Annotated in this window: 24 protein-coding genes and 2 pseudogenes; 10 read left to right on the forward strand and 16 right to left on the reverse strand. The window is 53.4% G+C overall.

The window, feature by feature from the left end; all coding sequences use genetic code 11:
* Nucleotides 1–71 precede the first annotated feature (71 nt).
* Both psb35 and ACK4IR_RS09005 read left to right on the forward strand, forming a co-directional pair.
* Nucleotides 72–302, forward strand: a complete 231-nt coding sequence (gene psb35 / locus ACK4IR_RS09000; protein ID WP_409874032.1) for a photosystem II assembly protein Psb35 — start codon at nucleotides 72–74, stop codon at nucleotides 300–302.
* Complete coding sequence (locus ACK4IR_RS09005; protein WP_409874033.1) at nucleotides 299–1927, forward strand: cyclic peptide export ABC transporter; 1629 nt, start codon at nucleotides 299–301, stop codon at nucleotides 1925–1927. The genes psb35 and ACK4IR_RS09005 overlap by 4 nt, the downstream gene beginning before the upstream one ends.
* Here the strand turns inward: ACK4IR_RS09005 and ntcA are convergent.
* The 3 genes from ntcA to ACK4IR_RS09020 form a co-directional block, all read right to left on the reverse strand.
* Nucleotides 1924–2589 (reverse strand): global nitrogen regulator NtcA, encoded by a 666-nt coding sequence (ntcA, locus tag ACK4IR_RS09010; protein ID WP_409874034.1) that lies wholly within the window; start codon nucleotides 2587–2589, stop codon nucleotides 1924–1926. The two genes, ACK4IR_RS09005 and ntcA, sit on opposite strands and share 4 nt — an antisense overlap.
* A gap of 161 nt (nucleotides 2590–2750) precedes the next feature.
* Complete coding sequence (locus ACK4IR_RS09015; protein ID WP_409874035.1) at nucleotides 2751–3395, reverse strand: DUF2834 domain-containing protein; 645 nt, start codon at nucleotides 3393–3395, stop codon at nucleotides 2751–2753.
* Nucleotides 3396–3406: 11 nt separating this feature from the next.
* Complete coding sequence (locus ACK4IR_RS09020) at nucleotides 3407–4066, reverse strand: hypothetical protein (RefSeq protein WP_409874036.1); 660 nt, start codon at nucleotides 4064–4066, stop codon at nucleotides 3407–3409.
* A gap of 776 nt (nucleotides 4067–4842) precedes the next feature.
* On the opposite strand from ACK4IR_RS09020, the gene ACK4IR_RS09025 reads away from it, so the two are divergent.
* A complete protein-coding gene (locus ACK4IR_RS09025) occupies nucleotides 4843–5676 on the forward strand; it encodes an acyl-CoA desaturase (RefSeq protein WP_409874037.1) in 834 nt (277 codons plus the stop codon).
* Nucleotides 5677–5682: 6 nt separating this feature from the next.
* Here the strand turns inward: ACK4IR_RS09025 and ACK4IR_RS09030 are convergent, their stop codons facing one another.
* Both ACK4IR_RS09030 and ACK4IR_RS09035 read right to left on the reverse strand, forming a co-directional pair.
* On the reverse strand, nucleotides 5683–7455 hold the full coding sequence (locus ACK4IR_RS09030; RefSeq protein ID WP_409874038.1) for a hypothetical protein: 1773 nt from the start codon (nucleotides 7453–7455) through the stop codon (nucleotides 5683–5685).
* Between the two features lie 243 nt (nucleotides 7456–7698).
* Nucleotides 7699–8247 carry a DUF1269 domain-containing protein gene (locus tag ACK4IR_RS09035; RefSeq protein WP_409874039.1) on the reverse strand — a complete coding sequence of 183 codons (549 nt, stop codon included), beginning with the start codon at nucleotides 8245–8247 and terminating at the stop codon, nucleotides 7699–7701.
* 167 nt (nucleotides 8248–8414) lie between these two features.
* Here ACK4IR_RS09035 and ACK4IR_RS09040 point away from each other — a divergent pair, with 167 nt between their 5' ends.
* Together ACK4IR_RS09040 and ACK4IR_RS09045 are read left to right on the forward strand one after the other, a co-directional pair.
* Nucleotides 8415–8807 carry a 2Fe-2S iron-sulfur cluster-binding protein gene (locus tag ACK4IR_RS09040; protein ID WP_225901556.1) on the forward strand — a complete coding sequence of 131 codons (393 nt, stop codon included), beginning with the start codon at nucleotides 8415–8417 and terminating at the stop codon, nucleotides 8805–8807.
* 6 nt (nucleotides 8808–8813) lie between these two features.
* Nucleotides 8814–9665, forward strand: coding sequence for an inositol monophosphatase family protein (locus ACK4IR_RS09045; protein ID WP_409874040.1), 852 nt, complete (start codon nucleotides 8814–8816; stop codon nucleotides 9663–9665).
* Here the strand turns inward: ACK4IR_RS09045 and ACK4IR_RS09050 are convergent.
* Together ACK4IR_RS09050 and ACK4IR_RS09055 are read right to left on the reverse strand one after the other, a co-directional pair.
* Nucleotides 9662–10387 carry a segregation/condensation protein A gene (locus ACK4IR_RS09050; protein ID WP_409874041.1) on the reverse strand — a complete coding sequence of 242 codons (726 nt, stop codon included), beginning with the start codon at nucleotides 10385–10387 and terminating at the stop codon, nucleotides 9662–9664. The two genes, ACK4IR_RS09045 and ACK4IR_RS09050, sit on opposite strands and share 4 nt — an antisense overlap.
* A 47-nt stretch (nucleotides 10388–10434) precedes the next feature.
* Entirely contained in the window at nucleotides 10435–12360 is a 1926-nt protein-coding gene (locus ACK4IR_RS09055) for a DICT sensory domain-containing protein (RefSeq protein WP_409874042.1), read from the reverse strand.
* A 346-nt stretch (nucleotides 12361–12706) separates the two neighbouring features.
* Here ACK4IR_RS09055 and ACK4IR_RS09060 point away from each other — a divergent pair, with 346 nt between their 5' ends.
* The 3 genes from ACK4IR_RS09060 to ACK4IR_RS09070 are packed head-to-tail and all read left to right on the forward strand — an operon-like array spanning nucleotide 12707 to nucleotide 15312.
* Nucleotides 12707–14416 carry an ABC1 kinase family protein gene (locus tag ACK4IR_RS09060; RefSeq protein WP_409874043.1) on the forward strand — a complete coding sequence of 570 codons (1710 nt, stop codon included), beginning with the start codon at nucleotides 12707–12709 and terminating at the stop codon, nucleotides 14414–14416.
* A gap of 55 nt (nucleotides 14417–14471) precedes the next feature.
* Nucleotides 14472–14843 carry a hypothetical protein gene (locus tag ACK4IR_RS09065; protein ID WP_409874044.1) on the forward strand — a complete coding sequence of 124 codons (372 nt, stop codon included), beginning with the start codon at nucleotides 14472–14474 and terminating at the stop codon, nucleotides 14841–14843.
* A gap of 34 nt (nucleotides 14844–14877) precedes the next feature.
* Nucleotides 14878–15312: a hypothetical protein gene (locus tag ACK4IR_RS09070; protein ID WP_409874045.1), complete on the forward strand. Its 435-nt coding sequence runs from the start codon at nucleotides 14878–14880 to the stop codon at nucleotides 15310–15312.
* Here ACK4IR_RS09070 and ACK4IR_RS09075 read toward each other — a convergent pair.
* The 3 genes from ACK4IR_RS09075 to ACK4IR_RS09085 are packed head-to-tail and all read right to left on the reverse strand — an operon-like array spanning nucleotide 15309 to nucleotide 18750.
* Nucleotides 15309–16619, reverse strand: a complete 1311-nt coding sequence (locus ACK4IR_RS09075; RefSeq protein ID WP_409874046.1) for a (Fe-S)-binding protein — start codon at nucleotides 16617–16619, stop codon at nucleotides 15309–15311. The two genes, ACK4IR_RS09070 and ACK4IR_RS09075, sit on opposite strands and share 4 nt — an antisense overlap.
* A 20-nt stretch (nucleotides 16620–16639) precedes the next feature.
* Nucleotides 16640–17887 (reverse strand): FAD-binding oxidoreductase, encoded by a 1248-nt coding sequence (locus tag ACK4IR_RS09080; protein WP_409874047.1) that lies wholly within the window; start codon nucleotides 17885–17887, stop codon nucleotides 16640–16642.
* Nucleotides 17884–18750, reverse strand: coding sequence for a response regulator (locus ACK4IR_RS09085; RefSeq protein ID WP_409874048.1), 867 nt, complete (start codon nucleotides 18748–18750; stop codon nucleotides 17884–17886). The genes ACK4IR_RS09080 and ACK4IR_RS09085 overlap by 4 nt, the downstream gene beginning before the upstream one ends.
* Nucleotides 18751–18916: 166 nt before the next feature.
* Here ACK4IR_RS09085 and ACK4IR_RS09090 point away from each other — a divergent pair, with 166 nt between their 5' ends.
* The gene (locus tag ACK4IR_RS09090; RefSeq protein WP_409874049.1) at nucleotides 18917–19744 is read left to right on the forward strand and encodes a DUF3598 family protein; all 828 of its coding nucleotides are present in this window, start codon (nucleotides 18917–18919) and stop codon (nucleotides 19742–19744) included.
* On the opposite strand, the gene lnt is transcribed toward ACK4IR_RS09090, so the two are convergent.
* From lnt to ACK4IR_RS09120, 6 genes and pseudogenes are all read right to left on the reverse strand, one after another.
* Nucleotides 19707–21227 carry an apolipoprotein N-acyltransferase gene (lnt, locus tag ACK4IR_RS09095; protein WP_409874050.1) on the reverse strand — a complete coding sequence of 507 codons (1521 nt, stop codon included), beginning with the start codon at nucleotides 21225–21227 and terminating at the stop codon, nucleotides 19707–19709. The two genes, ACK4IR_RS09090 and lnt, sit on opposite strands and share 38 nt — an antisense overlap.
* Nucleotides 21178–22377: a DNA double-strand break repair nuclease NurA gene (locus ACK4IR_RS09100; RefSeq protein WP_409874051.1), complete on the reverse strand. Its 1200-nt coding sequence runs from the start codon at nucleotides 22375–22377 to the stop codon at nucleotides 21178–21180. Before ACK4IR_RS09100 ends, lnt begins: the two co-directional genes overlap by 50 nt.
* A gap of 327 nt (nucleotides 22378–22704) precedes the next feature.
* Complete coding sequence (locus ACK4IR_RS09105; RefSeq protein ID WP_409874052.1) at nucleotides 22705–23193, reverse strand: DUF29 domain-containing protein; 489 nt, start codon at nucleotides 23191–23193, stop codon at nucleotides 22705–22707.
* A gap of 10 nt (nucleotides 23194–23203) precedes the next feature.
* Nucleotides 23204–23812, reverse strand: a complete 609-nt coding sequence (locus tag ACK4IR_RS09110) for a hypothetical protein (RefSeq protein WP_409874053.1) — start codon at nucleotides 23810–23812, stop codon at nucleotides 23204–23206.
* Nucleotides 23813–23830: 18 nt separating this feature from the next.
* On the reverse strand, nucleotides 23831–24046 hold the full coding sequence (locus ACK4IR_RS09115) for a hypothetical protein (RefSeq protein ID WP_409874054.1): 216 nt from the start codon (nucleotides 24044–24046) through the stop codon (nucleotides 23831–23833).
* A 25-nt stretch (nucleotides 24047–24071) separates the two neighbouring features.
* Nucleotides 24072–25478: pseudogene (locus ACK4IR_RS09120) on the reverse strand (SNF2-related protein); the annotation flags it as partial.
* A gap of 504 nt (nucleotides 25479–25982) precedes the next feature.
* Between ACK4IR_RS09120 and ACK4IR_RS09125 the strand changes: the two are divergent.
* Nucleotides 25983–26270, forward strand: a pseudogene (locus tag ACK4IR_RS09125) (hypothetical protein); the annotation flags it as partial.

Raw genomic sequence — 26270 nt, forward strand, 5'->3', positions numbered from 1 at the left:
TCAAAGCAGCCGCCCCATTGATATAGTGGTGTTCTAAATGTTTCTAAATGTTAACGAGGAAAACGAGGAAGATGATGGGGTTGTTGGGCATTAGCTTTACCGTTGGGGCTGGTAACTTTGTCCCCTTTTATGGGGTGTTGCTACTGGGTCTTGTGGCTGCGGTGAGCATTGGCCTTGTGGCATGGTACAACTCGAAGCGTCCCCCCGGTTGGGAAAAGGCCGATCGTCCCGGTTTTATTCCCAAGTTGAATCTGGAAGCCTCTGAGTCCAACCCCACCCCAGATGAGACCACAGATTCGTGAAGCTCTTTCGGATTCTACTACAGGCGGCTTGGCCGACGATTGTTACCGCAGCGATCGCCGGACTTCTCAACGGTGGCAGCACAGCTGCGCTCATTGCCCTGATTAATGCCGCCCTCCAGAAAACCCCTGGCCTCCAGCAGTTCTTGCCCTGGGGATTTATTCTCCTCGGCACCCTCCTGCTGCTGACCCACTTCGGCTCCCAAGTCTTGCTAGTGCGGGCTGCCCAACAGGCGGTTTATGAAATGCGCCTCCTCCTCAGTCGCCAGATTCTCGCCTCACCCCTACGCCGGTTGGAAGCCATTGGTCATCCCCAACTCCTCGCGACGCTGACAGAGGACGTGGATGCCGTTTCCCGTTCCTTTTCCGTCCTGCCCAATCTTTTCAATGCCATTGCCATTGTCATGGGCTGCCTAATTTACATGGGTTGGTTGTCGCCGCCCCTTTTGGTGGCTCTGGTTGCCTTGATTGGGATGGGTGTTGGCAGCTACTTGTTTCTGGCAGGCAGAGCGCGAAAATTTCTAGAGCAGGCCCGGCAGCAGCAGGATTACCTTTTTCAACACTTTCGGACACTCACGGAGGGCAACAAAGAACTCAAGCTCAACCGGCAACGGCGCTTAGCCTTCTTTTATCACGAGCTAGAACCCACCGCTCAGAAAACACGGCAGCAAAACGAGCTAGGGTATATGGTCTTTGCCATTGCTGCCAGTTGGGGACAGTTGCTGCTGTTTGTGACGATTGGCTTTTTTCTCTTTACACTGCCCCATCTACTGGGAGCCACCCCCAGAATTCTTTCGGGGTATGTCTTGACGATTATTTACCTCATGCTGCCGATGCAACAGGTGATTGATGCCATTCCGGTGTTTAGTCGTGCCGGCATTGCCCTCAAGAAAGTGGAATCCCTGCAACTGAGCCTTGGGGATCCGCGACAAAACCTCAAGGATTCAGGCGAACTCCCTCCCCTTGGCTGGAAAACCCTCTCACTGCGAGAGATTCGCCATCAGTACCGCGCTGCCCACCAGGATGAACCGGCGACCTTTACCCTTGGCCCTTTGAGTTTGACCGTGCAGGCCGGGGAACTCCTTTTTATTGTCGGTGGCAATGGCAGTGGCAAATCCACACTGGCCAAAATTATTACAGGACTCTACATTCCCGATCAGGGGGAAATTTGGGTGGACGATCACTGTTTGCAGCCGGAGGACTACGAATGGTATCGCCAGCACTTTGCCACGGTGTTTAGTGACTTTTATCTTTTTGACTCCCTGTTGGGTATTGAGTCTCCCGAACGCTTAGCAAAAGTGCCAAGTTACCTTGAAAAATTGCGCTTAAGACACAAGGTTCGCTTAGAAGGTAACCGCTTTTCCACAACCTCCCTTTCCCAAGGGGAGCGCAAGCGTTTGGGGTTGTTGATGGCCTATTTGGACGATCGCCCCGCCTATCTCTTTGACGAATGGGCAGCAGACCAAGATCCTGCCTTTCGGGAGATTTTCTACCGCCAACTGCTGCCCGAACTCAAAGCCCAAGGCAAAACGGTGTTTGTCATTAGCCATGACGATCGCTACTTTGATGTCGCCGATCGCCTGATTAAACTGGACTACGGTCAACTGGTGACAACGACCATCCCCTAGGTAAACTGCTGGCTCAACATCAGGGGATTATGAACCGTAATTTTCTTTTTGTGAATTGAGATCATTTTTTGATCCCGCAGTTCCCCCAGAAGGCGGGTGACCGTCACCCGTGTCGAACCAATGGCCTCGGCAATTTCCTGATGGGACAGTTTCAAATCCACCGTTACGCCGGCACTGGTGGGAATGCCAAAATCGCGGCACAGAATCAGCAAAAAGCTCACCAATCGAGATCCCATATCGCGGTGGGCAAGGGTTTCAATCATCATTTCCGTTTGCAAAATCCGCGATGACAGCCCTTGAATCATGAACATGGGTAGTTCAGGATCCTCTTGCATTGCCTTTTCCACCTGCTCGCTGGGCACTGCCAACAACTCCACATTCGTAAATGCCACCGCATGGTAAAAGCGATCGGAGCGGGTGCCCGTAATCAGGGACAGCACACCAAAGACCGTATTTTCCCGCAGCAGCGCCACCGTAATTTCTTCACCTGCTTCATACACTCGTGAGAGCTTCACCGCGCCCTTGAGGAGAAAATAAACCTTTTCCGCTGGGTCACCCGGAAAGAAAATGGTTTTCCCCCGTTCGTAGGTTTCAGTCGTGGATGGAAACAGGCCACTGGCCATATGGCGAAAGACCGGTGCTAAGGGTTGATCTTTATTCATGAGTCATGTGTCAGTCCAAGGTGGTTCAATGTATGGTGTAGCGATCGCGCAGCGTGCCATCCCCCAAACGGTGCAACTCCCTCAACGCCAGTGGATCTCCCTCTGGGTGTAGAGTTCAGTATTGACAGATTAGTAAAACCCATTCAAGGGCATGTTTTGTATCATGCCACACTTTTTTTCGAGAGAATTAAGGGTGGACGCAAAAGCAAATAACCCAATGCTCCTAGTAGGGGCAGAAAACTCCACCACCGCCACGGGGACTTCTCTATACCCCGCCGCCGCCAATCGTCAATGAGAAGGAATGGAAACAATAGCGAGAGCAGACAAAAATCAAGAGTCATTACATGAATAAAGCGGCTGGTTTGCCACTGCTGCCAAAAGTCTGCCCAGTCGCCGGCAACCAAGCCATACCCCAAAAAGGCTAGAGCCAACAGACAAATGCCAATAGCAGTGATCCGTGATTCCCAAAGGCGTATGCCAGTATTGAGTTCGCCCGTAAAGAGGGGTGCAGGCTGGCGCAGGACGAAGTAGGGTAGCAGTGCAAAAGCACCCACAGCAAAGCTCAACGCAGCGAATGGCCACGCGGGAAATCGCTGTTCTCGACCATCCACAGTCAGTAATGCGGTATAAATCAGTGGCCAGACCCCCATAAGATTAAAGAGACTGACAATTAAGGGGTTAATGCCCTGCCAGTCTCCCGTCGCTAGCCGTTGAATCAGTGTCAGTGTTTGCGGTTGATCTGGGGGGGCAAAACCAAAACTATAGACAATCAATCCTAGCCAGAGAACCGCAAAGAAAACCCGCATAACGCTTTTTTCTAAGCTAAAACCCTTTCCGGCACCCCTGCTTTTTGCAATTGTTTCGTAAATTGGGGCAGCACTCGTTGGCACTGGCGGATAAATGCTTCTAACCAACTTTGCAAATGCTCTAGCTGTTCCTCACTGAGAAACACATCGCGGCTGGACTGGTACGATTGACAAACCACACGCCCTTCATTGGTCACTATGAAGTCAGCAAACCAACTGCTGTAGGGACGAGTACCCCGCCAATAGTTGGCCACAATCATTTTGCCAAGGTATTTCTGAGCAATATCGCCAATTTTATTAAAGTGTTCTAGCACTTCAGCCAAGGTGAGAACTTTTGCTGCGGTGCCTTTTGTTTCTTCAAGCTGAGGCAGGGTAATGTCTGTCAGTTCTTCGCGGGGTTGTCCCCCTAGACCCATGAGGGCAAAGAGTTTTTGTTCCAGAGTGGCGAGGTAGCTATTGTAGGTTTGGCCGTTGCGGCTGAGGGTTTGGTGCATTCGCACCAGTAGGTCAAGTTCTGCCAACTTGGTTGCGGTTAAGGACTCTAGACGCGCCAATTGATCAGCAAAGGCTTGACTGTCACTTTCGGTGCTACCCACGGTCAACCCAAGGGATTCAGCTCGCTCCGCAAGGAGACGGCGAATGTAGTAGCGAGTCATGGGTGTGAGCGACATAATCTGAACCTCAAATGCAGCCAAAGTAAAACACGAGCAGAATGTAAACTTTTGTAAACCAGCTTAATTTCGCTGCAAAATGTAAGTAGTTAAAATTACATTTTTAATGAAATCTAAAAGCAGCGGTGATTAAGCTGTAGGTGCACTCCTTACCTTTGCTCATCAGTTTAATAGATGAGGGGTGTCAACTGCTCAGTGATTTTACGGAAATCTAATGTATTGACAGATTCAATACACCCAAAATTAGCTAGAGTTATCGAAGTTTAGGGTTTTTACAGTCGTTTTTTGATTTCGGTATCGAGAAATGCAAAAAAGGGAGCGATCGCTCTCCCTGAGGACACTATTCTATCGTCAATCAAATCAAGGATTAACTAGTACTCACCAATTCCGCAAGTTTTTTCGAGGCAACGGCTAAATGCCCTTTTTCTAGCACCTTCTCGGCATCGAGGACATTGAGTGCCATGATGATCCGTACCTCTAGTCCAGTCCAACCGGTTTGGTGACCTATCAAGGTAGTTGAAATATCTTAAATCTTGCAGAAAAGAAACATTAAAGTTTGATAGGGTCTCAGGCCGCTTTAATGGCTTGGATAACCGATCCAAATTTGGCTTGACGTGCCCCCCAATCTCGGCCAAGATGGAGTCAAGGGTTGGCTGATTTGCTGGTTAAGCATAGGTTTCTCTAGAGGCCTAGTTCAAAAAGCATTCACAACCTTTATGCCCCAACTAAGCAGGCTGTAAAGTCTGGTGGGGCTTGTCAATGTGTTTGAGAGTTTTATGACGTCTGTTTTTCCATTGCCTTCGCGCCCCCTGCGTCCCAACTGGGGGGTGATTTTTTTTCTCGGCATTGTCCATTTGGGAGCCTTGTTGGCATTTGTGCCCGGGCTGTTTTCATGGTCGGCAGTGCTCCTTTGTTTTCTCCTCTATTGGGTATCGGGGGGGTTGGGTATTACCCTGGGATGGCATCGCCTTGTCACCCATCGCAGTTTCCAGTGTCCGAAATGGCTGGAATATTTCTTTGTCTTTTGCGGTAGCTTGGCCTGTGAAGGAGGCATTATTGAATGGGTTGGTCTCCATCGCAACCATCACCTTCACTCCGACCAAGAATTGGATCAGCACAATTCCCAAAAGGGGTTTTGGTGGTCGCACATGGGCTGGATGCTCCGGGAAGTGCCCGCCAAGGCAGAGGTGGAACGCCTGACCAAGGATATTAACACTGACCGAGTCTATCGGTTTTTGAATCAGTACTTTGTCCCTATTCAAATCGCTTTAGGGGTCTTACTCTATCTGTGGGGTGGGTTGCCTTTTGTGGTCTGGGGTATCTTTGTCCGCCTCGTGCTGGTGTATCACCTCACTTGGTTTGTCAATAGTGCCACCCATAAGTTTGGCTATCGCACCTTTGAATCGGACGATCGCTCCACGAATTGCTGGTGGGTTGCCCTCCTCACGTTTGGTGAAGGCTGGCACAACAATCACCACACCTACCCCCATTCGGCACGTCACGGCCTGCAATGGTGGGAATTTGATATTACGTGGATCACGATTCGGGCACTGCAAGCGATCGGTCTGGCTCGAAAGGTGCGACTCGTGGAAGCCCCCACGAACCAGTAGAAGCCCTTAAAAGGGGTTCTGGGGTTCTGCCTCTTGCCAAATACGGATCAATTCCCTTGCTTCTGGGTAGAGGGGATGCGTGGGGGGGATGAGTTCGGCGGTGGCGATCGCCTGCTGGTTGTCCCGCCCCACCCAATAGCGCGCCTGCTCCAAGAGATTGTTGCCCCACTGTAAAATTAGCTGATTGGCGGTGGCATAGACCCTAGAGTTGGGTGAAATTTGTTGGGCAATGGCAATCGCAGCGGCAAAGTCGCGATCGCGCCCCCCTTGAGCACGACGCTGGGCTTCATTCAGGCGAGCTATGTCCAGATCAGGTTGCCAACTTGCCGCTTCAGTTGCAACGGGTGGGAAGAGTTCTTTGAGGCGATTTTGAGCCGTTTCATAGAGGGCACGCTGCGGACGAATTTGTTCTAGGAGTTGGCGAGCTTGTAGCAGAGCTTCAGGGGTGCCTTGGCGGGCAAGGGCATTGGCCTGATCAATGAGCGGTTGATCCTCAGCAATCTCAATTTGGCGTTGCCAGAGTCGTTGTTGATCGCGGATTTGTGCTTGGCGATAGGGACTCGCGTCCGCCAAAGGAATGTTGAGCCTGTTGAGGGCAAGGTATAGGCGATCGATCGTGCCCTCCCGCGCAATGGCCTGGGCTTCTGCGAGGGTATGCAGCACTTTCAGATCTATTTGCCAGCGGCGGATGGCCTGCTGCGCTTCAAAGTAGAGGGGGCGTTCTGCGGTAATGGTGCGGGCATGGGCGATCGCCCGATCAATATCCTGTCCCATCCCCGCTTGGGCAAACTCTTCTGCCGTTGCCAACTTCAACACATCCTCAGCGCTACGGGCACTCTTGACATCGCTGGGAATCAAACGGGCAATCCGCTGCGCTTCTTGGGGGTCATAGCGATTCAAAGCCGCCACGGCTGACGCAAGCAACTGTTCCCCCAACTCATTGAGCAATCGCCGAGCACCGGGATAAATATCGCTGGTGGTGGGAATTTGCCGCACAATTTTGATAGCGGCGGCTAAGTTATCGGCTCCCCCCTGGGCCATGAGAGCCCGTGCTTCATCCAACTGCCGATCTTCCCGTTGGGCACGGATAATCCGCTCATTAAAAGCACCAAACTGCGCCTGTGCCCAATAACGACAGTCAACAAACTGCAATTGGAGAGAGATTTGAAAAGCTTCTCGCCATTCAAGGTTTTTTAAGGCGGCTTCGGCACGCCGGTAGATGGCCTCTCCTTCTTGCCAAATGTCCTGCCAGTGCTGAATGCGCTCTTCCACCTTGGCATAGGCTTGAACGTCACGGGGAATGCGCCGCGCAAAGGCGATCGCCCGATTCAATTGCCCTTCATGAAAGGCGACCTCCGCCAAGGCTAAAATCTGATCTGACCACGCCTCTAAGCGGCGATTAATCTCAGGGGCAAGGGGATGATCGCGGGGCAAGTCATCAATGAGATCAATGGCATGGAGCAAATCCTCAAGGGTGTGTCGCTCCGCCGCCTGTTGGGCGCAGTAGAGGCGAAAAGAGGCCGATGCCAAAGGCCAAAGGACAAAATCACAATTGCCGGCAGTCGTCGGTTGCCGCAGCAGCAGCCACAGGGATAGTCCCGAAATTCCTACGGACGTGACGAGGGAGAGGCTGGCCGCCACTTGCCAGTGTTGCAACCAAGGTAAGCAGGTACGCCACCGTTTTTGGACAAGGGGGACTAGACGATTGAGGTGGAGCGATCGCCCGCTGAAGCGTTTCACCATTGCGATCACTGTGGTTGCTTTAGTTTGATCCTGCACCGTATGCCTACTCCCCAACACTCCCTATTGGCATCCCTAACTGTGAGCACAATGCCCAGTGACAGCCCTTTTCTGCAATAGGGGTTCAGGAGTTGAACTGTTGTCCAACACTCGCTTTTCCAGTGTTGAGTGGGTTCCATCCTTGGGAAAAGGGCTGTATCTCAGGAATGGCCGAGCCTCTCAAAATCATCCTAATCCTAATCAATTTAGAGCGAGAGCTAGACCAAAGACAAACTAAACAAACTAACTGTCCGTTGTTTCACCAGAGGTCGTCGCTTCGCTAGGGGCAGGCGCTTGGGAAGCCGTATTGCCTTGGTTGAGAGCCTCTTGCAACTTGGCTTCATCCTCTTTTGACAGAGAAGTGCGCAGGACTTTACCGCCAAAGGGAGCAATTTCCTCAAGTACTTTGTCGGGTGTGGCTTGGCGCACCAACGTAAAAATGGCCGAGCTACCGGGGGCAATGGTTTGTCCTAGCTCCTTGATGAAATTATCATCAATGCCAATATCGGTAAATTTGCCGGAAATCGCCCCCGCCACAAGACCCGCAGCCCAGCCCAAGAGGGGATTGAAGAACAATAGACCAATGAGCAGCCCCCAAAAGCCACCGCCAAGGGCACCCTGGAGCGTTAAATCCTGAGTTTGGTTAATTTTAACCTTGCCATCTTTGGTGCGCACGACAACAGCAGCGTCCTCAAGGTCAATGAGATGCTCACGCTGGAGTTTTAATAACTGGATTAATACTTCGTTCGCTTTGTACTCATCATCAAACGCAATAACCACTAAGGTACTCATAACTTTAGGTCTCCCTACAAATCTGGGTCATAGAACCGCCCCTACCCTAGCATTAATATTGACAGGGTGGGATGAAGCCATGTTGAACTCCGCCCTCCTCTAAGCCGTTCGATCGCGGGTCGCAGGGCAGGGCTTTAGACCCCGTTTTCTGGTAAAATAACGAGACCATGAGCACGCCACAAACCTATACTGTGACTATTCACGTGCGTCCCCTCAAGCCGGGGGATCCACCCACGCGGACGTACACGATTACTGTTCCAAGCGATCGCTACATCCTGCAATACGCTGAAAGCCAAGGCCTTGAACTCCCCTTTTCCTGTCGCAACGGTGCCTGTACCACCTGTGCTGTGCGTATTCTCTCTGGCCATGTCTATCAACCGGAGGCCATGGGACTCTCGCCGGCGCTCCAAGCTCAAGGGTATGCTCTGCTATGTGTCAGCTATGCCCGCTCTGACCTTGAGGTGGAAACCCAAGACGAAGACGAGGTCTATGAGCTGCAATTTGGCCGCTACTTTGGCAAAGGGCGAGTACAGTTGGGGCTACCCCTCGATGAGGACTAAGCATCCATGTCAGCTGTGAGTTGCCCACTGCCGGTGTGGGAGCGGCAGCGTTATTTAGAAATTGCCACGGAGGCAGCCTTGGCGGGGGGCGCCGTCCTTCAGCACTACTGGGGCAAATTAAGTGAGATTGAAGAAAAAGGGCGCTCTGGTGACCTCGTCACGGTGGCCGATCGCCAGTCGGAAGCGGCGGTATTGGATGTGATTCATCGCCATTGTCCTGACCACGCGGTGCTGGCGGAGGAATCCGGTCTTTCGGGACTCCAGGACAACCCCTTTCTGTGGGCGATTGATCCTCTGGATGGCACCACCAACTATGCCCATCAATATCCCTTTAGTGCCGTGTCGGTGGCTTTGTTGGTGGAGGGGGAACCCCACATTGGGGTGGTCTATGATCCCTTTCATCGGGAACTGTTTCGCGCTGCCACCGGCCTTGGCGCCACCCGCGATCGCCAGCCCATCCGTGTTTCTAGCACCGCAGAACTGAGTCACAGCCTTTTGGTCACGGGTTTTGCCTACGATCGCCGGGAAACGGAGGACAACAACTACGCCGAATTTTGCTACCTTACCCATCTCAGCCAAGGGGTGCGGCGGGGCGGGGCAGCGGCCATTGACTTGGCCTACATTGCCTGTGGTCGCCTCGACGGCTATTGGGAACGGGGTCTTTCCCCTTGGGACTTGGCCGCCGGTGTGGTTCTTGTGCGTGAAGCGGGGGGCGTCGTCACTGCCTACGATCAATCCCCTTTTCAACTGACATCAGGACGGATTTTAGCGACGAATGGATATCTCCACGCTGCCCTGAGTGAGGCACTTCTGCGGGTGAAACCCTTGGGCTTTTCGTTTCTCCCAGACCTAACCTAGGCCTCCAAGGCGATCGCTTCCGGCAGACAAGCTCGCACCCGTAGGGATTGATAAAATCCCGCTTGCTGAAGATCCACTTTAGACTGGGCGGCAAGGAACAGCAGCGCCCAAAAGACCCCCACGGGATCGGGTTTGAGCTGTAGTAGCTTTTGGAAGTCTAGCCATGTACCTTCGGGAGCCATTTCTCCGAGGAGGCTTTCCACTTCCCTAGCTATCTCGGTGAGGTTCTCTTGATGAGCCAGTTGGGTAATTGCCTTGAGGGTGGTGGGACGGCGACGACGGCGAGGTTGATGAACTCGCAGTACCTTTGCGCGATCGCTCTGAATCGCCATGGTTTTCAAGTGGGCAATCAATTCCTCAAGGGTGACGCGGCGCCGTTGTCGGGGGGGAGCCACGGGGCGACGATGTAAATGCTGCTCTAGGGCATGGGGCAAGATCACCAAGGATTGGTTTTCACTTATTTCTGGCGACTCTCGGACTTCTGCCGTCTCTGGCGGAGGTTCCGCAACCACAACTAGGCGATCGCTCTTCAGGAGTAGCAGCATGGCAGCATACAAAAAGGCTTGCCCGGATTCAGCAAGATTGGGTTCTCCCCGCCGTGCCAACTCCGCCAAACAGCGATCGAAAACTTCAATCACTTGAATGTCCCAAGGATCAATCTCCCCCCGCTCGGCCAAGTCAATCAAAATATCAATGGCGGTATCGGCAAAGGATTGGTTCATGTTGGTTGCCTACTCGCTGTTGTCTATCTTAGGGGGATGGGCAGCTCCTATCCAGAAAAAGGCTCAGCAATGGGAATTGTAAAGTGGAATTCACTGCCGCGATCGCGCCCCGCCGACTCGGCCCAAATTTGCCCCCCCAGATTGGTAATAATCTGGCGGCAGATGGCCAGCCCCAAGCCGGTTCCCCCCGTCGAGCGCCGCAGTGCCCCCTCCTCCTGATAAAAGCGATCAAAAATCGTTTCCAAGCGATCCGGTTCAATGCCCCGTCCGGTATCGGCAACGGTGACTTCTAATAAACCATCGGGACGAGGTTTGGCGGCAATGGAGACCTGACCGGACTGCTCGGTAAACTTGCAGGCATTGTCGAGTAACTTTGAGAGCACCTCCACTAACCATTCCCCATCTGCTCGGATCAAGGGCAATTCCTTGGGCAGCACTGTGCGAATTGTGGGTAGTTGATCCTTGGGGGTACGCAAGCTACTGAGGGCCAGATCCACCAGTTCTTGGAGGGGGAGCGGTTCCGGTCGCCACTGCACCCGGCCACTTTCCAACTGCGAGAGAGTGAGGAAGTCCTGAATCAATTTCCGCATGCGCTCAGCATCGGCCAGCGCCGTACTCAACATCACCTGCCGCAGTTCTGCATCCATGTCGGGTTCACTGGCTAGGCTTTCGAGGCAGACTTGAATGGTTGAAAGGGGTGTGCGCAGTTCATGACCCGTAATGGCAATTAGATTGCTGCGGGTGCGATCTAAGGCCTCCAGTTGCGTATTGAGTTCTTCCAAATCTGCGTAGGCCTCGGCTTGAATCAGGGCAACCCCCACTTGGGTGGCGATCGCCTCCACTAATGCCGCATCCATATCGTGCCACGGCAGCGGTTCGCCTCGATGCAGTTCGACAATGCCCAACAGCCGCCCTTGATAGAGCACTGGCGCCAACAGGAGAGCTTTGACCCCGGCGGCATCGAGGGGCTTGAAACGGTTTGCCTCGTAGTGGGGATCAGCGGCCACATCATCCACCTGAATCACCTGCTGATAGACGAGTGCCTGCTGGGTGTAGGGGTGCTCACTCACGGGCCAATACTGATACTGCAAGGGGGGTAGGGCACCGCTGTTGTACTCGTGCTCAATGCGCACCCGTGTGTCGGTACTGCGACAACGATAAATCAGACAGCGATCGCCCTTGAGGGCTTCCCCCAGTTCTGCCACCGCGCGTGTGAGAATTTCGGTGGGATTGAGGGAGTTGCGAATCGCCGTGGTAATCGCATTGGTGAGGCGCTCCTTGCGCTCTTGAATGGCAATTTGGCGGTAGGCTTTGATTTGCTTGTACTGGCCGGCTTGCAGATAGGTGACCAAGCGATCGGCAAAGGGTGCCGGATCACTATTGCATCCTTCCACTTGGCGATAGGTCTCAACCAATGCCAGACCAGTCTTAAGTTTCTCCTTCAGTTCAGGGCGGTATTCACGAATACGGTTGAGGAGGAGTTCAGCGGTTGTGGCCGCCACCTGCCGATCAAAAGTCCAAATACCCTCAAAACGACGTGCCGCATCCATCGGCGGCAACACATCTAAGCGGTTAGCGAGCGATCGCTGGACTTCGCGGCAGACCAAACAGGTGCTGTAATTTTTGCCCAAGACGGTCAAATGCCATTCTTGACTGAGGGCATCGGCAGGATCAAAGGCGACGGTTTCATAGTCCCCAGAGCAGTTCGTAAACTCGGTTTCGGGGGCAGCCAAGACGTAAACATGAGGGGATTTTGTGGCAATGCGCCGGTAGCGATGGGCTTCTTGGCGATAAAAGCGTTCCCGCTGAAAACAGGCAATAATGATCGGTGCATCCTGATTAGCCAAAACCTGATCCTCCATTGCGTGGGAGAGCGCCGTCAGCGATGTCTTGAAGTACAGCTGGGGTCGCAAGCGAGGCAACCGCGCCAACAACGCCTCAAGAACAGATGTGGCAATGATCCTGTTGGCCATGGAAGGGTGTGAATCAAAAGATGCCCTACGGTACCATTATCGGCAAATCCGCACCACCAAACCTATGCACCTGAGTAAACCAAAGTAAACCAACTGCCCAATTGCTGGAACCACCAACCTTAAACTTTTGTTAAGAATTTTATTGATTAGCAGGGCTTATGTGTAGTTTTCTATACTATATTTAAGCAAACCCAAGAGGATCGGCTCCTCTAGCGGCGGGGATCAACAAAATCCTCATAATTGCGATGGTTGCTTACGTTGTTCCCAAAAGTGCTCCGTGGAAACACAGATGGCAACAAGAGAGCGCTGTAGTAAGTTGGGTTTCAGAGAATAAGGTGAAAAAGCTGTGACTGCCCGTGTTTCTGCTGTCCCCAGTGCTGGTCATCGTCGTTACGATCCGGAGGCGATCGCCCGCTACTACTGGCGACACCCTTGGCAAGTAGTTTGGCGGTTCCTTAACATTTCGGTATCTTTCTTGACATTTTGGCTCCTCCTCCAGTGGGACAAGTGGTTGGGTCAACAGGAGAGTCAGCGTCCCCTGCGAGCGATGCAACTGCGTAAACTCCTGATCCGCTTAGGCCCAACCTTCATCAAAGTTGGTCAAGCCCTCTCCACTCGCCCCGATCTCATTTCCCCCGACTACCTCGAAGAACTCACCCTTCTGCAGGACAAACTGCCCCCCTTTGCCAACGAAATTGCCATTGCCATCATTGAGCGAGATCTGCGCTTAAATATGGGGGATATCTTTGCCGAATTCTCCCCCCAACCGGTGGCCGCCGCCAGTCTTGGCCAAGTCTATAAAGCCAAACTCCACAGTGGTGAAGAAGTCGCCGTTAAGGTGCAGCGCCCCAATCTCCTGCCTGTCATTACGCGCGACCTATTTTTAATCCGCCTCTTGGTGCAGTGGATCCGGCCTTGGCTACCCATTAACCTCTGCCATGATTTGCGGGACATTGTGGATGAATTTGGCCGCAAGCTCTACGAGGAAATTGACTACCTCAACGAAGGGCGAAATGCCGAGAAATTTGCCGCCAACTTCCGCGACGATCCTACAGTCAAGGTCCCGAAAATCTATTGGGAATACACCACTGAGCATGTGCTCACCCTAGAGTGGATCCATGGCATTAAACTCAGCCGTACGGATTGCATGGTGGCGGCGGGTGTCAATCCCGATGAGCTAATCCGTATCGGTGTCATTTCTGGTCTGCGGCAACTTCTAGAATTTGGTTTTTTCCATGCGGATCCGCATCCGGGGAACCTCTTTGCCATGCCCGATGGCCGGATGGCCTACATTGACTTCGGCATGATGGATCAATTGGAGGAGAGCACCAAAGAATCCCTTGTGGATGCCGTCGTTCATTTGGTGAACAAGGACTATCAAGCTTTGGCGGCGGACTTTGTTAAACTGGGCTTCCTCACCCCGGAAACGGATATTACGCCGATTATCCCTGCCTTGGAGACGGTCTTTGAGGAGGTAATTGGCTCCAGTGTGCGGGAATTCAACTTTAAGGTAATCACGGATCGCTTTTCTGAGTTGATGTATGCCTATCCCTTCCGTGTTCCCGCCAAGTTTGCCCTGATCATTCGCTCCCTGGTCACCCAAGAGGGAATTGCCCTGTGCCTTAATCCCAACTTCCGCATTGTGGATGTCAGCTATCCCTATGTGGCACGGCGTCTGCTGCAAGGAGAATCCCCCCAACTGCGGCGACGGCTGCTGGATGTCCTCTTCAAAGATGGTCGTCTTCAGTGGCAACGACTGGAAAACCTGATTGCGATCGCCCGCCAGGATCAGCACTTTAACCTAGCGCCAACGGCTACCTTGGGCTTGCAGTATCTCTTTTCTGAGGAGGGGCAGTACCTGCGGCGGCAAATTGTGCTAGCGTTAACCGAAGATGACCGTCTCCACACCGAAGAGGTGCAACGCCTTTGGAATTTGGTTAAGTCTGATCTGCGTCCGCTCTTCTTTATTGATGTAGCATGGGAAGCTCTTAAGGCGTCTGTCTCCCACACGCTGGGTAAAGAAGAAGAGAGCAATTCCTTGGTAGTAGCCAACTAAAGGTGAAAGGCGGTCGTCAGTTGTCCCTGAGTGTCCAATAAGGATTAGGTATCCCGTGTTTGATCCACCGATTGTCTTGCTGCTGGCGGGTATTTTTATGGGGTTGACCAGTGGTAAAGCCTTTGAAGCCACTCTCAAGCAAAGTGTCCAAGAATGGAACCGCAGTCACTCGACCCGTGTCCTAAGCCAGTTGCGCGGCCCCCAGCTTCAGTTGCCCTACTTGGGGATTTCCATTGGCATCTGGCTATTCCTGATGGCGGGATTGTGGACCTATGGCTTTGGTGCGGGGCTAAGTATGGTCATCGCCTTTGGGCTGACGATCGCCACCGCCCTTTTGGTGTGGTATCAACTGGGGAAAGTGCTGACGATTTTAAGTACGGGTGGCTCCCGTGCCCTTGATCTCGATGCCCTTGAGGCCAAGGAATAGTTCATAGTTCTTTGTAACCCCAAAAGGAGGCGTTGTGGATTTACTGACCCAAGTGGATGAACTGATTGCCAACGCCCCCGATGACCCTGCTACCATGGCAGCGGTTCAGGCGATCGCCCCCCTTCTCTACGAGGAAGCCCAGCGCTATGGTCAAACCGTTTACTACGTCCTGCAAACCCGCGAGGGTCAGTGGCAGGTGATTACCCTTGAGGAACAGCAGCCCCCCCACCGGCAAAAAAATGTTATCCACGCCTACGGCAGCGAGCTGATGGCGCAAGAGGCCTGTGATGACCAAGTTGTCCCAGTGCCAATGCCGATTATTCCCCTGTTATTTCAACTTTTGGCTGCCGACCCAGTGGATAGCCTAATGATCCTTGAAGCGGATGGTGAGCGGGGCTGGGAAGTGGGGCGGGAATGGTTACTGGCTCAAGTCCGCTCAATCCTCAGTGCCCCTCCCGATATCGCCTAGGACAGCAGTTTCTCACCGCGAATCACCAAGTCTAGCAGTTGCATCGGGTGGTAAATGGGAACAGGGCTGCCCTGTTCTTGAAGATACTGCCGCAATTGCAGGATGCAGCCCACATTGGCTGAGACAATCACATCAGGGCGAGTATTCAGCAGGTTGCGCACCTTTTGGCGCCCCAGTTCCGCTGCCACCTCGGGTTGCAGAATGTTGTAAACGCCGGCGCTGCCACAGCAGAGCGCCGCATCCAAGGGTTCGCGCAGTTGCACGTGGGGAATTTGCCGCAGCAGTTGCCGCGGTTCAAGGCGAATTTTTTGGCCGTGGATCATGTGGCAGGCATCTTGATAGACCAAGGCAAGGGGGCGATCGCCCAGCGGATGCAGGGGGGTTACCAAGCCCTGTTTGAGCAAAAAGACCTGTACATCCTCCACCTTTTGTACAAAGTCACGGGCGCGATCGCCATAGTCGGGGTCAGCCGCCAAAAGGTGAAGGTATTGCTTGAGGGTATGGCCACACCCTGAGGCATTGATTAAAATGGCCTCCACATCGGCGGCAGTAAAACAGTCAATCATCTTGCGGGCAAGGCCTTGCGCCTGATCCTCTTCCCCTTGGTGATGGGGCAGGGCACCACAGCACCCCTGTTGGGGCGGCAACACCACCTCAAAACCATTGGCACTGAGAACGGCAATTGTGGCCTCATTCACTTCCGGCAAAAAGAGCCGTTGGACACAGCCGAGGATGACGCCGACCCGTCCGCGTTGTTTGCCCTGGGCAGGCACCACCTCAGGAGAGCGATCGCGAAATGTCTTTGCCGAAAGGGGCGGCAGCAGTTGATACATGGCCGCTAGGGGCTTGGGCAGCAACCGTTTCAGGAGTCCCACTCGCTTTTCTAGGTCTGCCAAGCCCAGTTTTTGATAGAGCCAAAGCGGCCACAGGAGGGCGCGCAGTCGCCGAGGATAGGGGAGCGTTTGGAAAATCAGCCAGCGCAGGAGGCGATCGCCCGGCGGACGTGGATAATGACGCTGCACTTGAACACGGGTGGCAGCAATTAATTTATCGTACTCCACCCCCGACGGACAGGTGGTGACACAGGCAAGACAACCCAAGCAGGAATCAAAGTGCTGTACGACATCTGTTAGTTGCACCCGCCCCTCGTTAATAGCATCCATGAGATAGATGCGGCCACGGGGGGAGTCCATTTCAGTCCCCAATACCCGATAGCTGGGACAGGTGGAGAGGCAAAACCCGCAGTGGACACAGGCATCAATCAGTTGAGGAGCGGGCGGGCGAGCCACAGGATCAGTTGCAGTCATGGGGGCGTATTCAAACCTGCCTAGAGATGGCCAACAAAAACACCAGTGCCAAAGACACCCGTTACATCCAATTGTTGCTTCAGCCTTCGCATTAATTCAAGGGCGTTGCCGCGATAGTCCCAAGGATCCAGTTGCCGCTTGAGACTCAGGGGTGCCGCTAAGACCGTCACATAGCCCCGTGGCAGCCCTTGGCGTAGCCTGAGAATGAGTTGGCAGAGCGCCTCTTCCTCCCCGTGGAGATAAGCATGACCGACCCCTGCGCTCATTTCCGCGCGGCATTCGCAGGCCAACTCCTTTGCCAACTGCCGAAGCTGGGTGAGGGCAGGCAACATCTCCTGTAACGGCACGCCGAGTTTGAGAACCACTTGATCGGGGGTGGGATTGAAGGTAATACCTAGGGGGTCTTGAGGCGCCAGTTGGAGATCATGACTCTGGGCAATGTGACGGAGGCGATCGCCCAACGTGCCCAAGGCAAGAACTTCCCGCAGCGTGTGAAACTCCAACTCCAGTAACAGTGCCCCCGTCGGTTCAAGGCGCAACACACACCGCGCCGGCGCAAGGGAACTACTTAGAATGGTTGCCAACCCCTTGCCTAGGGCAGTCACTTCTCCCCGCAACTGCCAAATTTGCACCGCATCGGGTAGGGGATAGACCCGCAAGGTCACCTCCGTTAGAATGCCCAACGTGCCATAGCTACCGATGAGCAGTTTCATCAGGTCATAGCCGGCAACATTCTTAACCACCCGCCCCCCTGCTTTGACGATTTGGCCATCACTGCGAATGAACTTGACCCCCAAGAGTTGATCGCGCCATGAGCCATACCGCTGCCGCAACGTGCCATTGCTTTGGGTGGCCAAGCAACCGCCCAAGGTGGCCGTCTCCCCAAAAAGCGGATTCGCTGCAATCCACTGCCCTGCCTTGGCCAAGTGGCGCTGAAGGTGTTGAAAGGGAATGCCCACTTGGGTGGTGACGGTCATATCGGCGGCGGCGTGATCAATGAGCCTATGCCATGCCGTTGTCTGTAGAAAAATATCTGCCTTGGGGGTGTTCCCCAGCCAGTTGAGCTTGGTGCCTGCCCCAATGGGCAAAACCCGCCACCCTTCCCGCCGCGCACAGGCAATGAGGGCTGCTCCCGCTTCGGGGGTGGGGGGAGTCACCAGGAGAGCCTGCTCAGGCAGATAGGGACGTAGGTGGGGGGCGCGATCGCCCAATTCAGCAAGGGAGTGAACCGCTGCATCCCCCAAGAGGGCGGTCAACGTTTGTTTCATGGATTGCGGGTGGGCAGCTCAAAGACAAACCCTTCGTAGTATAGAAGTTGACCGTCCTCACTTTTGACCGGGCGGGCGCACTCACAAATGGTCGTGATTGTTTGGTCGGCGCGATACACCTTGGAGACCAAGTTGCGCACAAAGCCGCGGGATTGAATTTGTTGCTGAAATTTTTGCCAACTGCTGTCGTCCACGTAGGGGCGTTTGTTGTGGTGCTCAATATCTGCTAGCCAGTCCTCGGCATCGGCATAACCATAGATGCGTGCCAAGGCATTATTGACTTTGAAGTAAACGCCCTCAGGGGAACTTTGGTAAATCCCGACCACCGCTTCCTCAAACATTTGCCGATACTGTTCTTGCGCTGCTTGCAGTGAGGAGACCAAGTCACGCCGTTCTTCGGCAATCTCCTGCAACTGTTGGTTTTGCTTTTGCAGCAGGGCATTCTTTTGCCGCAGTTTCCGCTGCAGGAGGGCGATTGTTAACTGATTTTTTACCCGCGCCAGCACTTCCGCCTGCTGAAAGGGTTTGGTGATGTAGTCGGCGCCTCCCATCTCGAAGGCCTTGACCTTGTCAGACACATCATCGAGGGCACTAATGAAAATGATGGGGATATGCTTGGTTTTGGGATTTTCCTTGAGGGTTTGACAGACCTCATAGCCGTTCATATCGGGCATCATGATGTCCAGCAGAATGACATCTGGCGGCTCGGCCTCGATGCCCATAAGCGCCATTTGGCCACTGATGGCACCGCGCACATCGTAGCCTTCCAGTTGCAGCAGCGTGGTTAAAACTTCAACATTTTCGGGGGTATCATCGACGATTAAAATGCGACCAGCCCCTGAGTCAAAGAGGTCGGTGGTCATGCACGGGTCTCCCAATGGCGATCGTGTGTCAGCGCCCTGACACTCCCCATCCTATCAAATTTTTTTCTGAGGGCTGGCGATCGCCCGCCCCTTCCAAATTGACCAGATCGCCAATCCATTGTTTCCCGATAGGATGGTGGTGGCTAATAGGAACGATGGCAATCCAATGACAACGAATTGGGAAAATTTTCGCAAAAACCTTGGGGAATGGCATGGCTCGTTTACGGCGGTCAGTCCCACCGGCGAATTGGGGGCATCGGTGCCGTCCATTTTAATCTTGGCCGATACGGCAGACGGACAGCGGGTGCGGTTTGAACTGCGCCGCTTTGGCAATGGCCTTGATCGCCCCCCCACCAGTGAAACGGTACAGGAGTATGCCACCATTGGCCGCCAAAATGTCTTTTTTGCAACGGGCGCCTTTTCTAAGGGATCGTTGCAGGTGGCACCCTTTGCCGAGTTTGGCGCCGAGTACGGCTTTGTTGTGGGCGATCGCCGCCTGCGGTTTGTCCAACTCTTTGACAAGACGCAACACCTCCAATCCATGACCCTGATTCGCGAGTTCCGTGCCGGTAGCAATGCCGTTGAACGTCCTCCCCTCACGGTGGATCAACTTCTAGGGGAATGGCGTGGCACCGCCTACACGGTCTATGCCGACTGGCGATCGCCCACGGAAACTCCGACCTATCTTAAACTTTGGCGGGAGGGCGATCGCCTCTACCAACGGCTGCAAACCCCAGAACAGGAGGTGAAAACAACGGCTGAGATTGCCGGCTCCCGGCTTCTGTTTAGGGATATGGATCCCCCCAAGCAACTGGTGTTGCTCCCCGATGGCACCTCTAGCCTGACGCCTTTGCAAGTGTCCTTTCGCCAGTCCTTCTTTGTGGAGGTGGGCTGGCTGTGGGCAGAAGGACAGCGGCAGCGTCTGATCCGCACCTATGGCGATCGCGGGGAGTGGGTCAGTGCCACACTCGTTGTCGAAGAACGGATCCACTAAGCATCCCCAGCAAGAGGGGAAGGAGCCAATCCCCATAGCGGGTGTAGAGGGTCTGGGTCTGGCGAGGGAAAATCGTTGCCGTATGAATCACAAATCTATTCGGGTCTGAGAGCCAAAGGGTTTCACCGCTGGGCGCAATCACCGCAGACAGGCCGGTATTGGTGGCCCGCACCAGCCAGCGATCGCCCTCAACGGCACGCAACACATCATGGCCGTGGTGCTGGGTCATCAGTTGGCGACCATAGGGATCGTTGTTGGCAACACTGAGGATAAACTGCCCCCCCTGAACCAGTTGCCGGCGACTGCGGTGGGAAAAGGCCGATTCAAAGCAAATGAGGACAACAGCCTTGCCCCAAGGGGTGGTAAATACCTGCTCAGGGTTCCCCGGCAGGAGGCGCGATCGCAGGGTGGATAGCCGCTGCACCACCCCCGCCAGCCCCTCGGGAATGTATTCCCCCAGCAGGACAAGGTTAACTTTGCTGTAGCGACTGTAAATCTCACCGTTGCCAGCGAGGGTTAAAAGCACCTGATGATGTCCCCCCGCCGTCTCCATAAACGTCCCTAACCAGAGGGGCACCCCCGCCTCGCCCACGGCTTTGGTAATGGGATTCATTTGCTGCGGTTGCCAGAGAAGCGGCAGGGCCCCCTCCGGGGTCAAGACGGCATCCACTCCCAAAGTTACCAGTTGGCGATAGCCACGGGAATAGTCCTGCCAAGCGCGGCGGATACCCTCTGGGGTCAGCTTTTGCCGTGTCGGGATGTTGCCCTGAATCAAGCCCACCCGCAGGGGTTTCCCTTGATCCGCCGGGACACCGGCGCCTAAAACCCCATTGAGGGCGATCGCCCCCGCAAGGAAAATGGTCAGCCAAGCGCTTGCCCCTTTTTGTTGCCGCAGGCTGAGGGTAATCAAGCCGTTCACCGTCATCACCACCGCTGTAATCGTAGTCGGCCCTGCCAGGCGAGCCAGTTGCACCATGCCCCTTGGGCTTTGGCTCAGGGATAAACTAATCCACCACAGGGGCGAGTAGCTCCAGAGGGCTTCAAGGGCACACCAAAGGGCCACCCCCCACAGCAGTTGCCAAGGGGCGGATTGCCGCACCCCATAGCGGCTCATCCCCAATGCCCAAAGACCGCTGAGAACGGCTCCCCACACGCTCAAGAACAGCCAAATTCCCCGTGAGATGAGCCAACTGGGCACCGGCGCAATGCCGATCCACGTCAGGGGATGCAGATCCCACACCCAGACCAAGCTACTGCCGTAGAACCCCAATCCCCAACACAGCCCTGCCATCCCTGCCCGCAGCGGCCCTAAAACCTGACACTGCCACCACAGGGGCACAATTCCTATGAAGGCCAAGAACCACCCCCCCACGGGCGGTAGCGCCAACTGCATTCCCCAACCTGCAACCCCCAAACCAATGAACGGCAGCCACCTAGGCAATACTTTGGCGCTTGCGCTGCTCTTTGGGGGAAGGAGCCACATGCCAGTGTCCTGCTTTAATCAGTTCCCGTTCCAGTAAAGCAAAAAAGCGCTGGCGATCGCTGCCCCGCACAACGGCCAAATTGTGGGCTTCCGCCAAGGCCACCGGGTAACCCCGCCCTTTTTCAATTTGGGCTGCCGTCAGCGAGACCGCCTGCTGCCATAGCTCGGCATCGCCAGCGACCCATTCAGGAACCTCCAAGCGCACCACTTCCGAACCCCCGTGGAGATAGGCCACGTAGATACGATGTTCGCCGTAGTGCTCTAGAATCCGACTGCGGCTGCGCCAGAGGGGACTATACTGTTGCGGTGCCAAGTACCCCTGCCAAAGGAGCACATCCCGCAGGGGATCAAAGACCTGACAAGGGGGGCGATCGCGGGTCGCCGCGAGGCCGGGCTGATTTGTCTGACCACAGTGGAGGGCACAGTTGGGTTCCCTATAGGGACAAACCCCCAGGCGCAGAAAATTCACCGTTTCATGACTGCGGGAGGCACTGACATAGCCTACCAGGGGAATTCTTTTAGCCCGCAATTGATGCCAAGCGGCCAGAATAGGGGTCAACAATTCCTCGCGCACCGCCGCTGGCAGGGGTTCCCACGCCCAGAAAATGAGTGAGCCATCCAACAGGGCCACAGCGGGGAGTTGCGGGTTTTGAGTTTGAACGAGTTCAACCAAGGCAAGAATTTCCGCTTGGGTGCGACGGTAGCGCAGCCAGTCTTCGATGGGGAGTCCCCAACCCCGCGATCGCTCCAATTCCTCGGGGTCGTAAACCAACTGCGGCAGACTATCTAAATGAGGGCGTTGCCCTTGACCGTAGGCGATCGCTACCCGTCCCACATTAATCAAATAGCAGTAGGCAATTTCGTGGTGACTGGGGGCAATTTGCGAGCCGTCGGTGGCCAAAATCATGTGTTCCTTGGGGGCAGGGGGCACCGTGCGCCTTAGCGTCAGCGATTCAACCGGTTCGGCAGCATTGAAGGGAAAGGACTCGCCCCACGCTTGAAGGGCTTGGCGATAGTGTTCTACGTTCTCTGCCATTGCCGTGAGGACTTCGAGGGCACGGGCTTGTTTCTGTTGACCGGCGATCGCCCCTTGGCGGATCCTCTGCCCCACCGCCTCCATCTGAGCGGCCACCTTCACAAAGTCCAGCATGTGTTTGTCTCTGGGTTAGAGTTTGGGAATGAAGCGCAGGTTTGGCCTAAACCTTTTACCGCCAGCTTCAGCCACAACCACTCCTGCTGTGTCTTACCCGCATCCCTAAACACCAACAGGTGGGATTTGCTGTAGCCCGTCAGTTGGCAATTGATCTTCAACCGAATTGAGCGAGTGGGAATTTCTAGCATGATGCACCGGAATGCAATGAAGCCGCACTTTTGGGCAATAGACACTACCTAGAAAAAATGACCGTTAATCTCAAAGGACGGTGTGACGCGATCGACTGTATCCCAGCCCCGTTCTTTAATAAACAGGAACTTAAAATCAAATGTCCGGCGATACTTTTGGGCACGTTGGCGATGGATTGGCATAATCAGGGTTCAGATCAGCGGGAAAGTTAGGATCAAACAGTTGCTCGGAGGTATAAGGGCAATCCTTGGGCAAGTCTGAATAATCTAAAGGGGTTTCCTTCACTACCAAATCTAGTCCGGCTTCATAGGCATCAGCGATCGCCTCCGGTAGATAGGACTTGAGACTGGGGTTCTGGGCAATGAGTTTTTGTGCTGCTCGTCGTTGCTCACGAATTGTTGCTCGCCAGCTTTTGGTGCGTTTGTCAGGTTGGTAATCCCATTTTAGCAAATGGCCAATTAAAACTCCTAAACGATTTTCTAGCTCTCGCCGCTCCTGCTTACCCAACGACTCAATTTCCTCCACTAGATTAGGAATATCCAAATGCTTAAAATCTCCCTCCCTGAGCAACCTTGACTGCTCTAATGTCCAAGCATAAAAATCAGTTTCATATAATGAATTCATAACCCACCTCTCAAGATGCTAACAAATTCTGTTCACATTGTTCAAAAATAATGTTCAAAATGCCTAGAACTTGAGGCAAATTTCCGATCGCATATAGCTCAGAGCCATACACTAATCCATCCGGAGTTAGCTTGTAGAACCGCCACCCCTCTCCATTGGTGACAATGCCGTAAATGTCCAAATTTTGACCTAGTAGTTGATATTGACAGGCTTTCATAGCAGGTAAGCATTGGGCTAATCCCTGTTCAAAATCATCTTTCTTCGCTTCGACAATGCAAAGTAATGGTGCTTCGAGATAAGCACGTCTTTTGGCCAGAAGATAGTCCAAATGGCCGGTTGTTCGTTCATCGGAAAGTGGGGCTGCTTTCCAAATTTTTAACTGCTTAAAGTGCCGTACTGACTCCTGACAAATAGCATCAATCAAGAGTTTTTTAGACTCTTCACTACTTTGTAGATCAAACACTTCAGAAATCTGCCTAAGGTTTTCTTGAAAAAATTCACTAGAAGCGATCGGCTCCACAGAAAACTTCCAAGGTATAATTTCTTCAATACCTAAGTACTTAAATGCTTCCGCATAGGTAAAACTTGAAAAGTTCTTTTTCTTAACTCGCGTGGCCATCGTGCTTTAATCCTTTTGCTATTTACCTGCAAAAATTCCCATCGAACAAATAATCTGCGCTCCATGTCGCTGTTCCTCTGGGTTAATCACACATAGGGCATCGTGCTCTCGCAAGAAGGTCACCAGTTTTGCCAACTGCTCATCACTGATGCCTGCTTTGAGTTCTCGACTTAGACGGGCGATCGCCTCCTTCTTCAAGGGGTATTGGTTAATCTCCTCAATTGCCCTTTCCAAAGCTTCCTCCTCTGTGCCCCTTGCCAGTAAGTTTAATAAAACTACGGGTTCGTCGCACCATGTAGCGACTCATCAACTGTCGCCAATCCTCTGGTTCTCGACTTTGTTCAAAGGCCAAGAGCGATCGCACCGGAATGCTATACCTGCGGCGAAACTCCATCTCCCCGCCAATACTGCGAATATACGCTTCTGGTTTAATTCCTAAATCGGCATCTGGACTCAAAAACAACTCCAACTGCGCCGATAAGTCCAGATAGCTCTTGTTATAAGGAGTTGCGGTCAACAAAATACACCGACTGCCACTTTGTTCAATGTAATTCTTGATGGCTTTATAGCGCTTACCCTCTTTGTTGCGCAGGTTGTGACTTTCGTCAATCAGCACCAATCGAAACCGTGCAGGTACATTGGGCAACTCCTGAATCACTTGGCTAATCGGTACCACTTTGCCCCGCAAGCCATAGCGCTCGATGTACTCCTGCCATATTGTTTGTAGGTTCTTCGGGCAAATGATCAGCGTACTGGTGCTGTACTTTTCCTCACAAAGATAGGCGATCGCCGTTCCGACTAAAGTTTTGCCCAACCCCACCACATCACCGATAATGACACCGTTACGCTTACCGAGATGGTGTGCCGCAATTCGCACTGCCGCCTCCTGAAAAGGCAAGAGCCCAAAATGGCTAGGCGCACGATATTGGCTTAACCCCTCCCGTGCTTCTTGAGACAGATGATAGGCCATTTTTAAGTAGATAAGGTAGGGTTTGAGCGGTTTCCCTGCCCAACTTTCCTCAATAATTTCCGCTAATTGCTCTGTAACATCCAGACAAAGGCGATCGTTCCAGCGATCTTCAAACCACTCCTCTAACTTCTGGGTGTCATCCGAATCTACCACTTCCACATTGAGTTCCCCCTGAGAGCTTAATCCCGCTAGAGTCAGGTTGCTACTCCCCACATAACTAATGATGGGCGTGGCGCGATCGTCGCGATAAATCAAATACAACTTGGCATGGAGGGGATGACGTAAAAACAGCTTGACCTGAAGCTTTTGAGTCTGGAGTTGCGATTTCAACCGCTGCAAACCCTCCTCATCATCAGCACTGGGCGCACCATAGGTCAGCTGCTCACAAAACTCCTGTGCCATCAAAGCTTGTAACCGAACCGCCTGCCCCTGATCCATCCGCTCTGGCTCAACCCCGATCGCTAACGCTTGCCGTAATTCCTCCTTCGGCAAACGAGACATGCCCACCAGCAGCCGACAACACTTCCCCTCACCCCCCTCAAACCGCTCAATATCGGCATCAAGCCATCCCCGCAAGTTGAAATAGCCCACACAAAAATCAGTGCGGTAAGCCTGCTTCAAGTAGTGCTGTAACTCAGGCAGGATGGGGCGCTCGATATTGTCGTAAATTCTAGACGTGGATTTTGTACAAAATATCCAAAAGAGGATTATAGATTGACATAAGCAATTATAATGGACAGCAAAAATGCTAAATTTTGCAACAAAATTTAATATCCTAGGAGAGCAGTAGCTTCGGCTGCCCATCAAAGTGGCAATGGAGACTCAAACGCCGGCAACCGAGCTTTAGTTGGCGATAAAACAAAGCTTGCACCCCGTTTTTAGAGAACAACCGGCGGGGATGGAAGAGTCGCAAGGGTTGAGAATGGGCTTGACAATCGTGGCGAAGGATGCCACACTATTGGTCACCATTTCTGAATTCATGCTCTAACCGGCGGAATTTCTCGCAACTTCAAGGCCGAGCGCGGGTATTCTTAGAGAAGGCAGGGATGTTTGGGCAAGAGCAAGACTTCCTTATCTAAAGGAAAGCGCGTATAGGAATCTTGGGCACAAGCTCCGCAACCCCTTCAAGCCTACACCTTTATGCTGCCGGGTAAGGGTGTGCGTGTTCTTAACGTTCAAATCTTATCGGTGGTAACCATCATGAGAATTGGGGAACTGTTGGTGAAAGCCTCGCTGGTTTATCCGAGTCAGCTGCAGGTGGCTTTAAGAGAGAAAGACTTTTACACTCACCTGCGCTTAGGAGAAATTTTGGTTCTCCACGGCTGGCTCCAACAGCAAACCGTTGATTTTTTCGTGGAAGAGTGGCCGCAATTGATCCAAAGTAGGGCAAGACACCCCATTGGCTTTTATCTCAAGGAGGCAGCCTTATTAACCGAGGAGCAAATTCAGAAAATTTTGAAGGAACAGTGGCAGACCGGCTATCGGTTT

It is taken from the genome of Thermosynechococcus sp. (assembly GCF_046299635.1).
GTDB lineage: Bacteria > Cyanobacteriota > Cyanobacteriia > Thermosynechococcales > Thermosynechococcaceae > Thermosynechococcus.

What these genes read in the sequence shown, in the direction of transcription:
- ACK4IR_RS09100 (WP_409874051.1), bottom strand. Translation starts at nt 22,377, where the DNA reads ATGCTGGACTTTGTGAAGGTGGCCGCTCAGATGGAGGCGGTGGGGCAG.
- lnt (WP_409874050.1), bottom strand. Translation starts at nt 21,227, where the DNA reads ATGTGGCTCCTTCCCCCAAAGAGCAGCGCAAGCGCCAAAGTATTGCCT.
- ACK4IR_RS09085 (WP_409874048.1), bottom strand. Translation starts at nt 18,750, where the DNA reads ATGACCACCGACCTCTTTGACTCAGGGGCTGGTCGCATTTTAATCGTC.
- ACK4IR_RS09040 (WP_225901556.1), top strand. Translation starts at nt 8,415, where the DNA reads ATGAGCACGCCACAAACCTATACTGTGACTATTCACGTGCGTCCCCTC.
- ACK4IR_RS09080 (WP_409874047.1), bottom strand. Translation starts at nt 17,887, where the DNA reads ATGAAACAAACGTTGACCGCCCTCTTGGGGGATGCAGCGGTTCACTCC.
- ACK4IR_RS09045 (WP_409874040.1), top strand. Translation starts at nt 8,814, where the DNA reads ATGTCAGCTGTGAGTTGCCCACTGCCGGTGTGGGAGCGGCAGCGTTAT.
- ACK4IR_RS09055 (WP_409874042.1), bottom strand. Translation starts at nt 12,360, where the DNA reads ATGGCCAACAGGATCATTGCCACATCTGTTCTTGAGGCGTTGTTGGCG.
- ntcA (WP_409874034.1), bottom strand. Translation starts at nt 2,589, where the DNA reads ATGAATAAAGATCAACCCTTAGCACCGGTCTTTCGCCATATGGCCAGT.
- ACK4IR_RS09025 (WP_409874037.1), top strand. Translation starts at nt 4,843, where the DNA reads ATGACGTCTGTTTTTCCATTGCCTTCGCGCCCCCTGCGTCCCAACTGG.
- ACK4IR_RS09090 (WP_409874049.1), top strand. Translation starts at nt 18,917, where the DNA reads ATGACAACGAATTGGGAAAATTTTCGCAAAAACCTTGGGGAATGGCAT.
- psb35 (WP_409874032.1), top strand. Translation starts at nt 72, where the DNA reads ATGATGGGGTTGTTGGGCATTAGCTTTACCGTTGGGGCTGGTAACTTT.
- ACK4IR_RS09015 (WP_409874035.1), bottom strand. Translation starts at nt 3,395, where the DNA reads ATGCGGGTTTTCTTTGCGGTTCTCTGGCTAGGATTGATTGTCTATAGT.
- ACK4IR_RS09035 (WP_409874039.1), bottom strand. Translation starts at nt 8,247, where the DNA reads ATGAGTACCTTAGTGGTTATTGCGTTTGATGATGAGTACAAAGCGAAC.
- ACK4IR_RS09020 (WP_409874036.1), bottom strand. Translation starts at nt 4,066, where the DNA reads ATGTCGCTCACACCCATGACTCGCTACTACATTCGCCGTCTCCTTGCG.
- ACK4IR_RS09075 (WP_409874046.1), bottom strand. Translation starts at nt 16,619, where the DNA reads ATGACTGCAACTGATCCTGTGGCTCGCCCGCCCGCTCCTCAACTGATT.
- ACK4IR_RS09105 (WP_409874052.1), bottom strand. Translation starts at nt 23,193, where the DNA reads ATGAATTCATTATATGAAACTGATTTTTATGCTTGGACATTAGAGCAG.
- ACK4IR_RS09050 (WP_409874041.1), bottom strand. Translation starts at nt 10,387, where the DNA reads ATGAACCAATCCTTTGCCGATACCGCCATTGATATTTTGATTGACTTG.
- ACK4IR_RS09110 (WP_409874053.1), bottom strand. Translation starts at nt 23,812, where the DNA reads ATGGCCACGCGAGTTAAGAAAAAGAACTTTTCAAGTTTTACCTATGCG.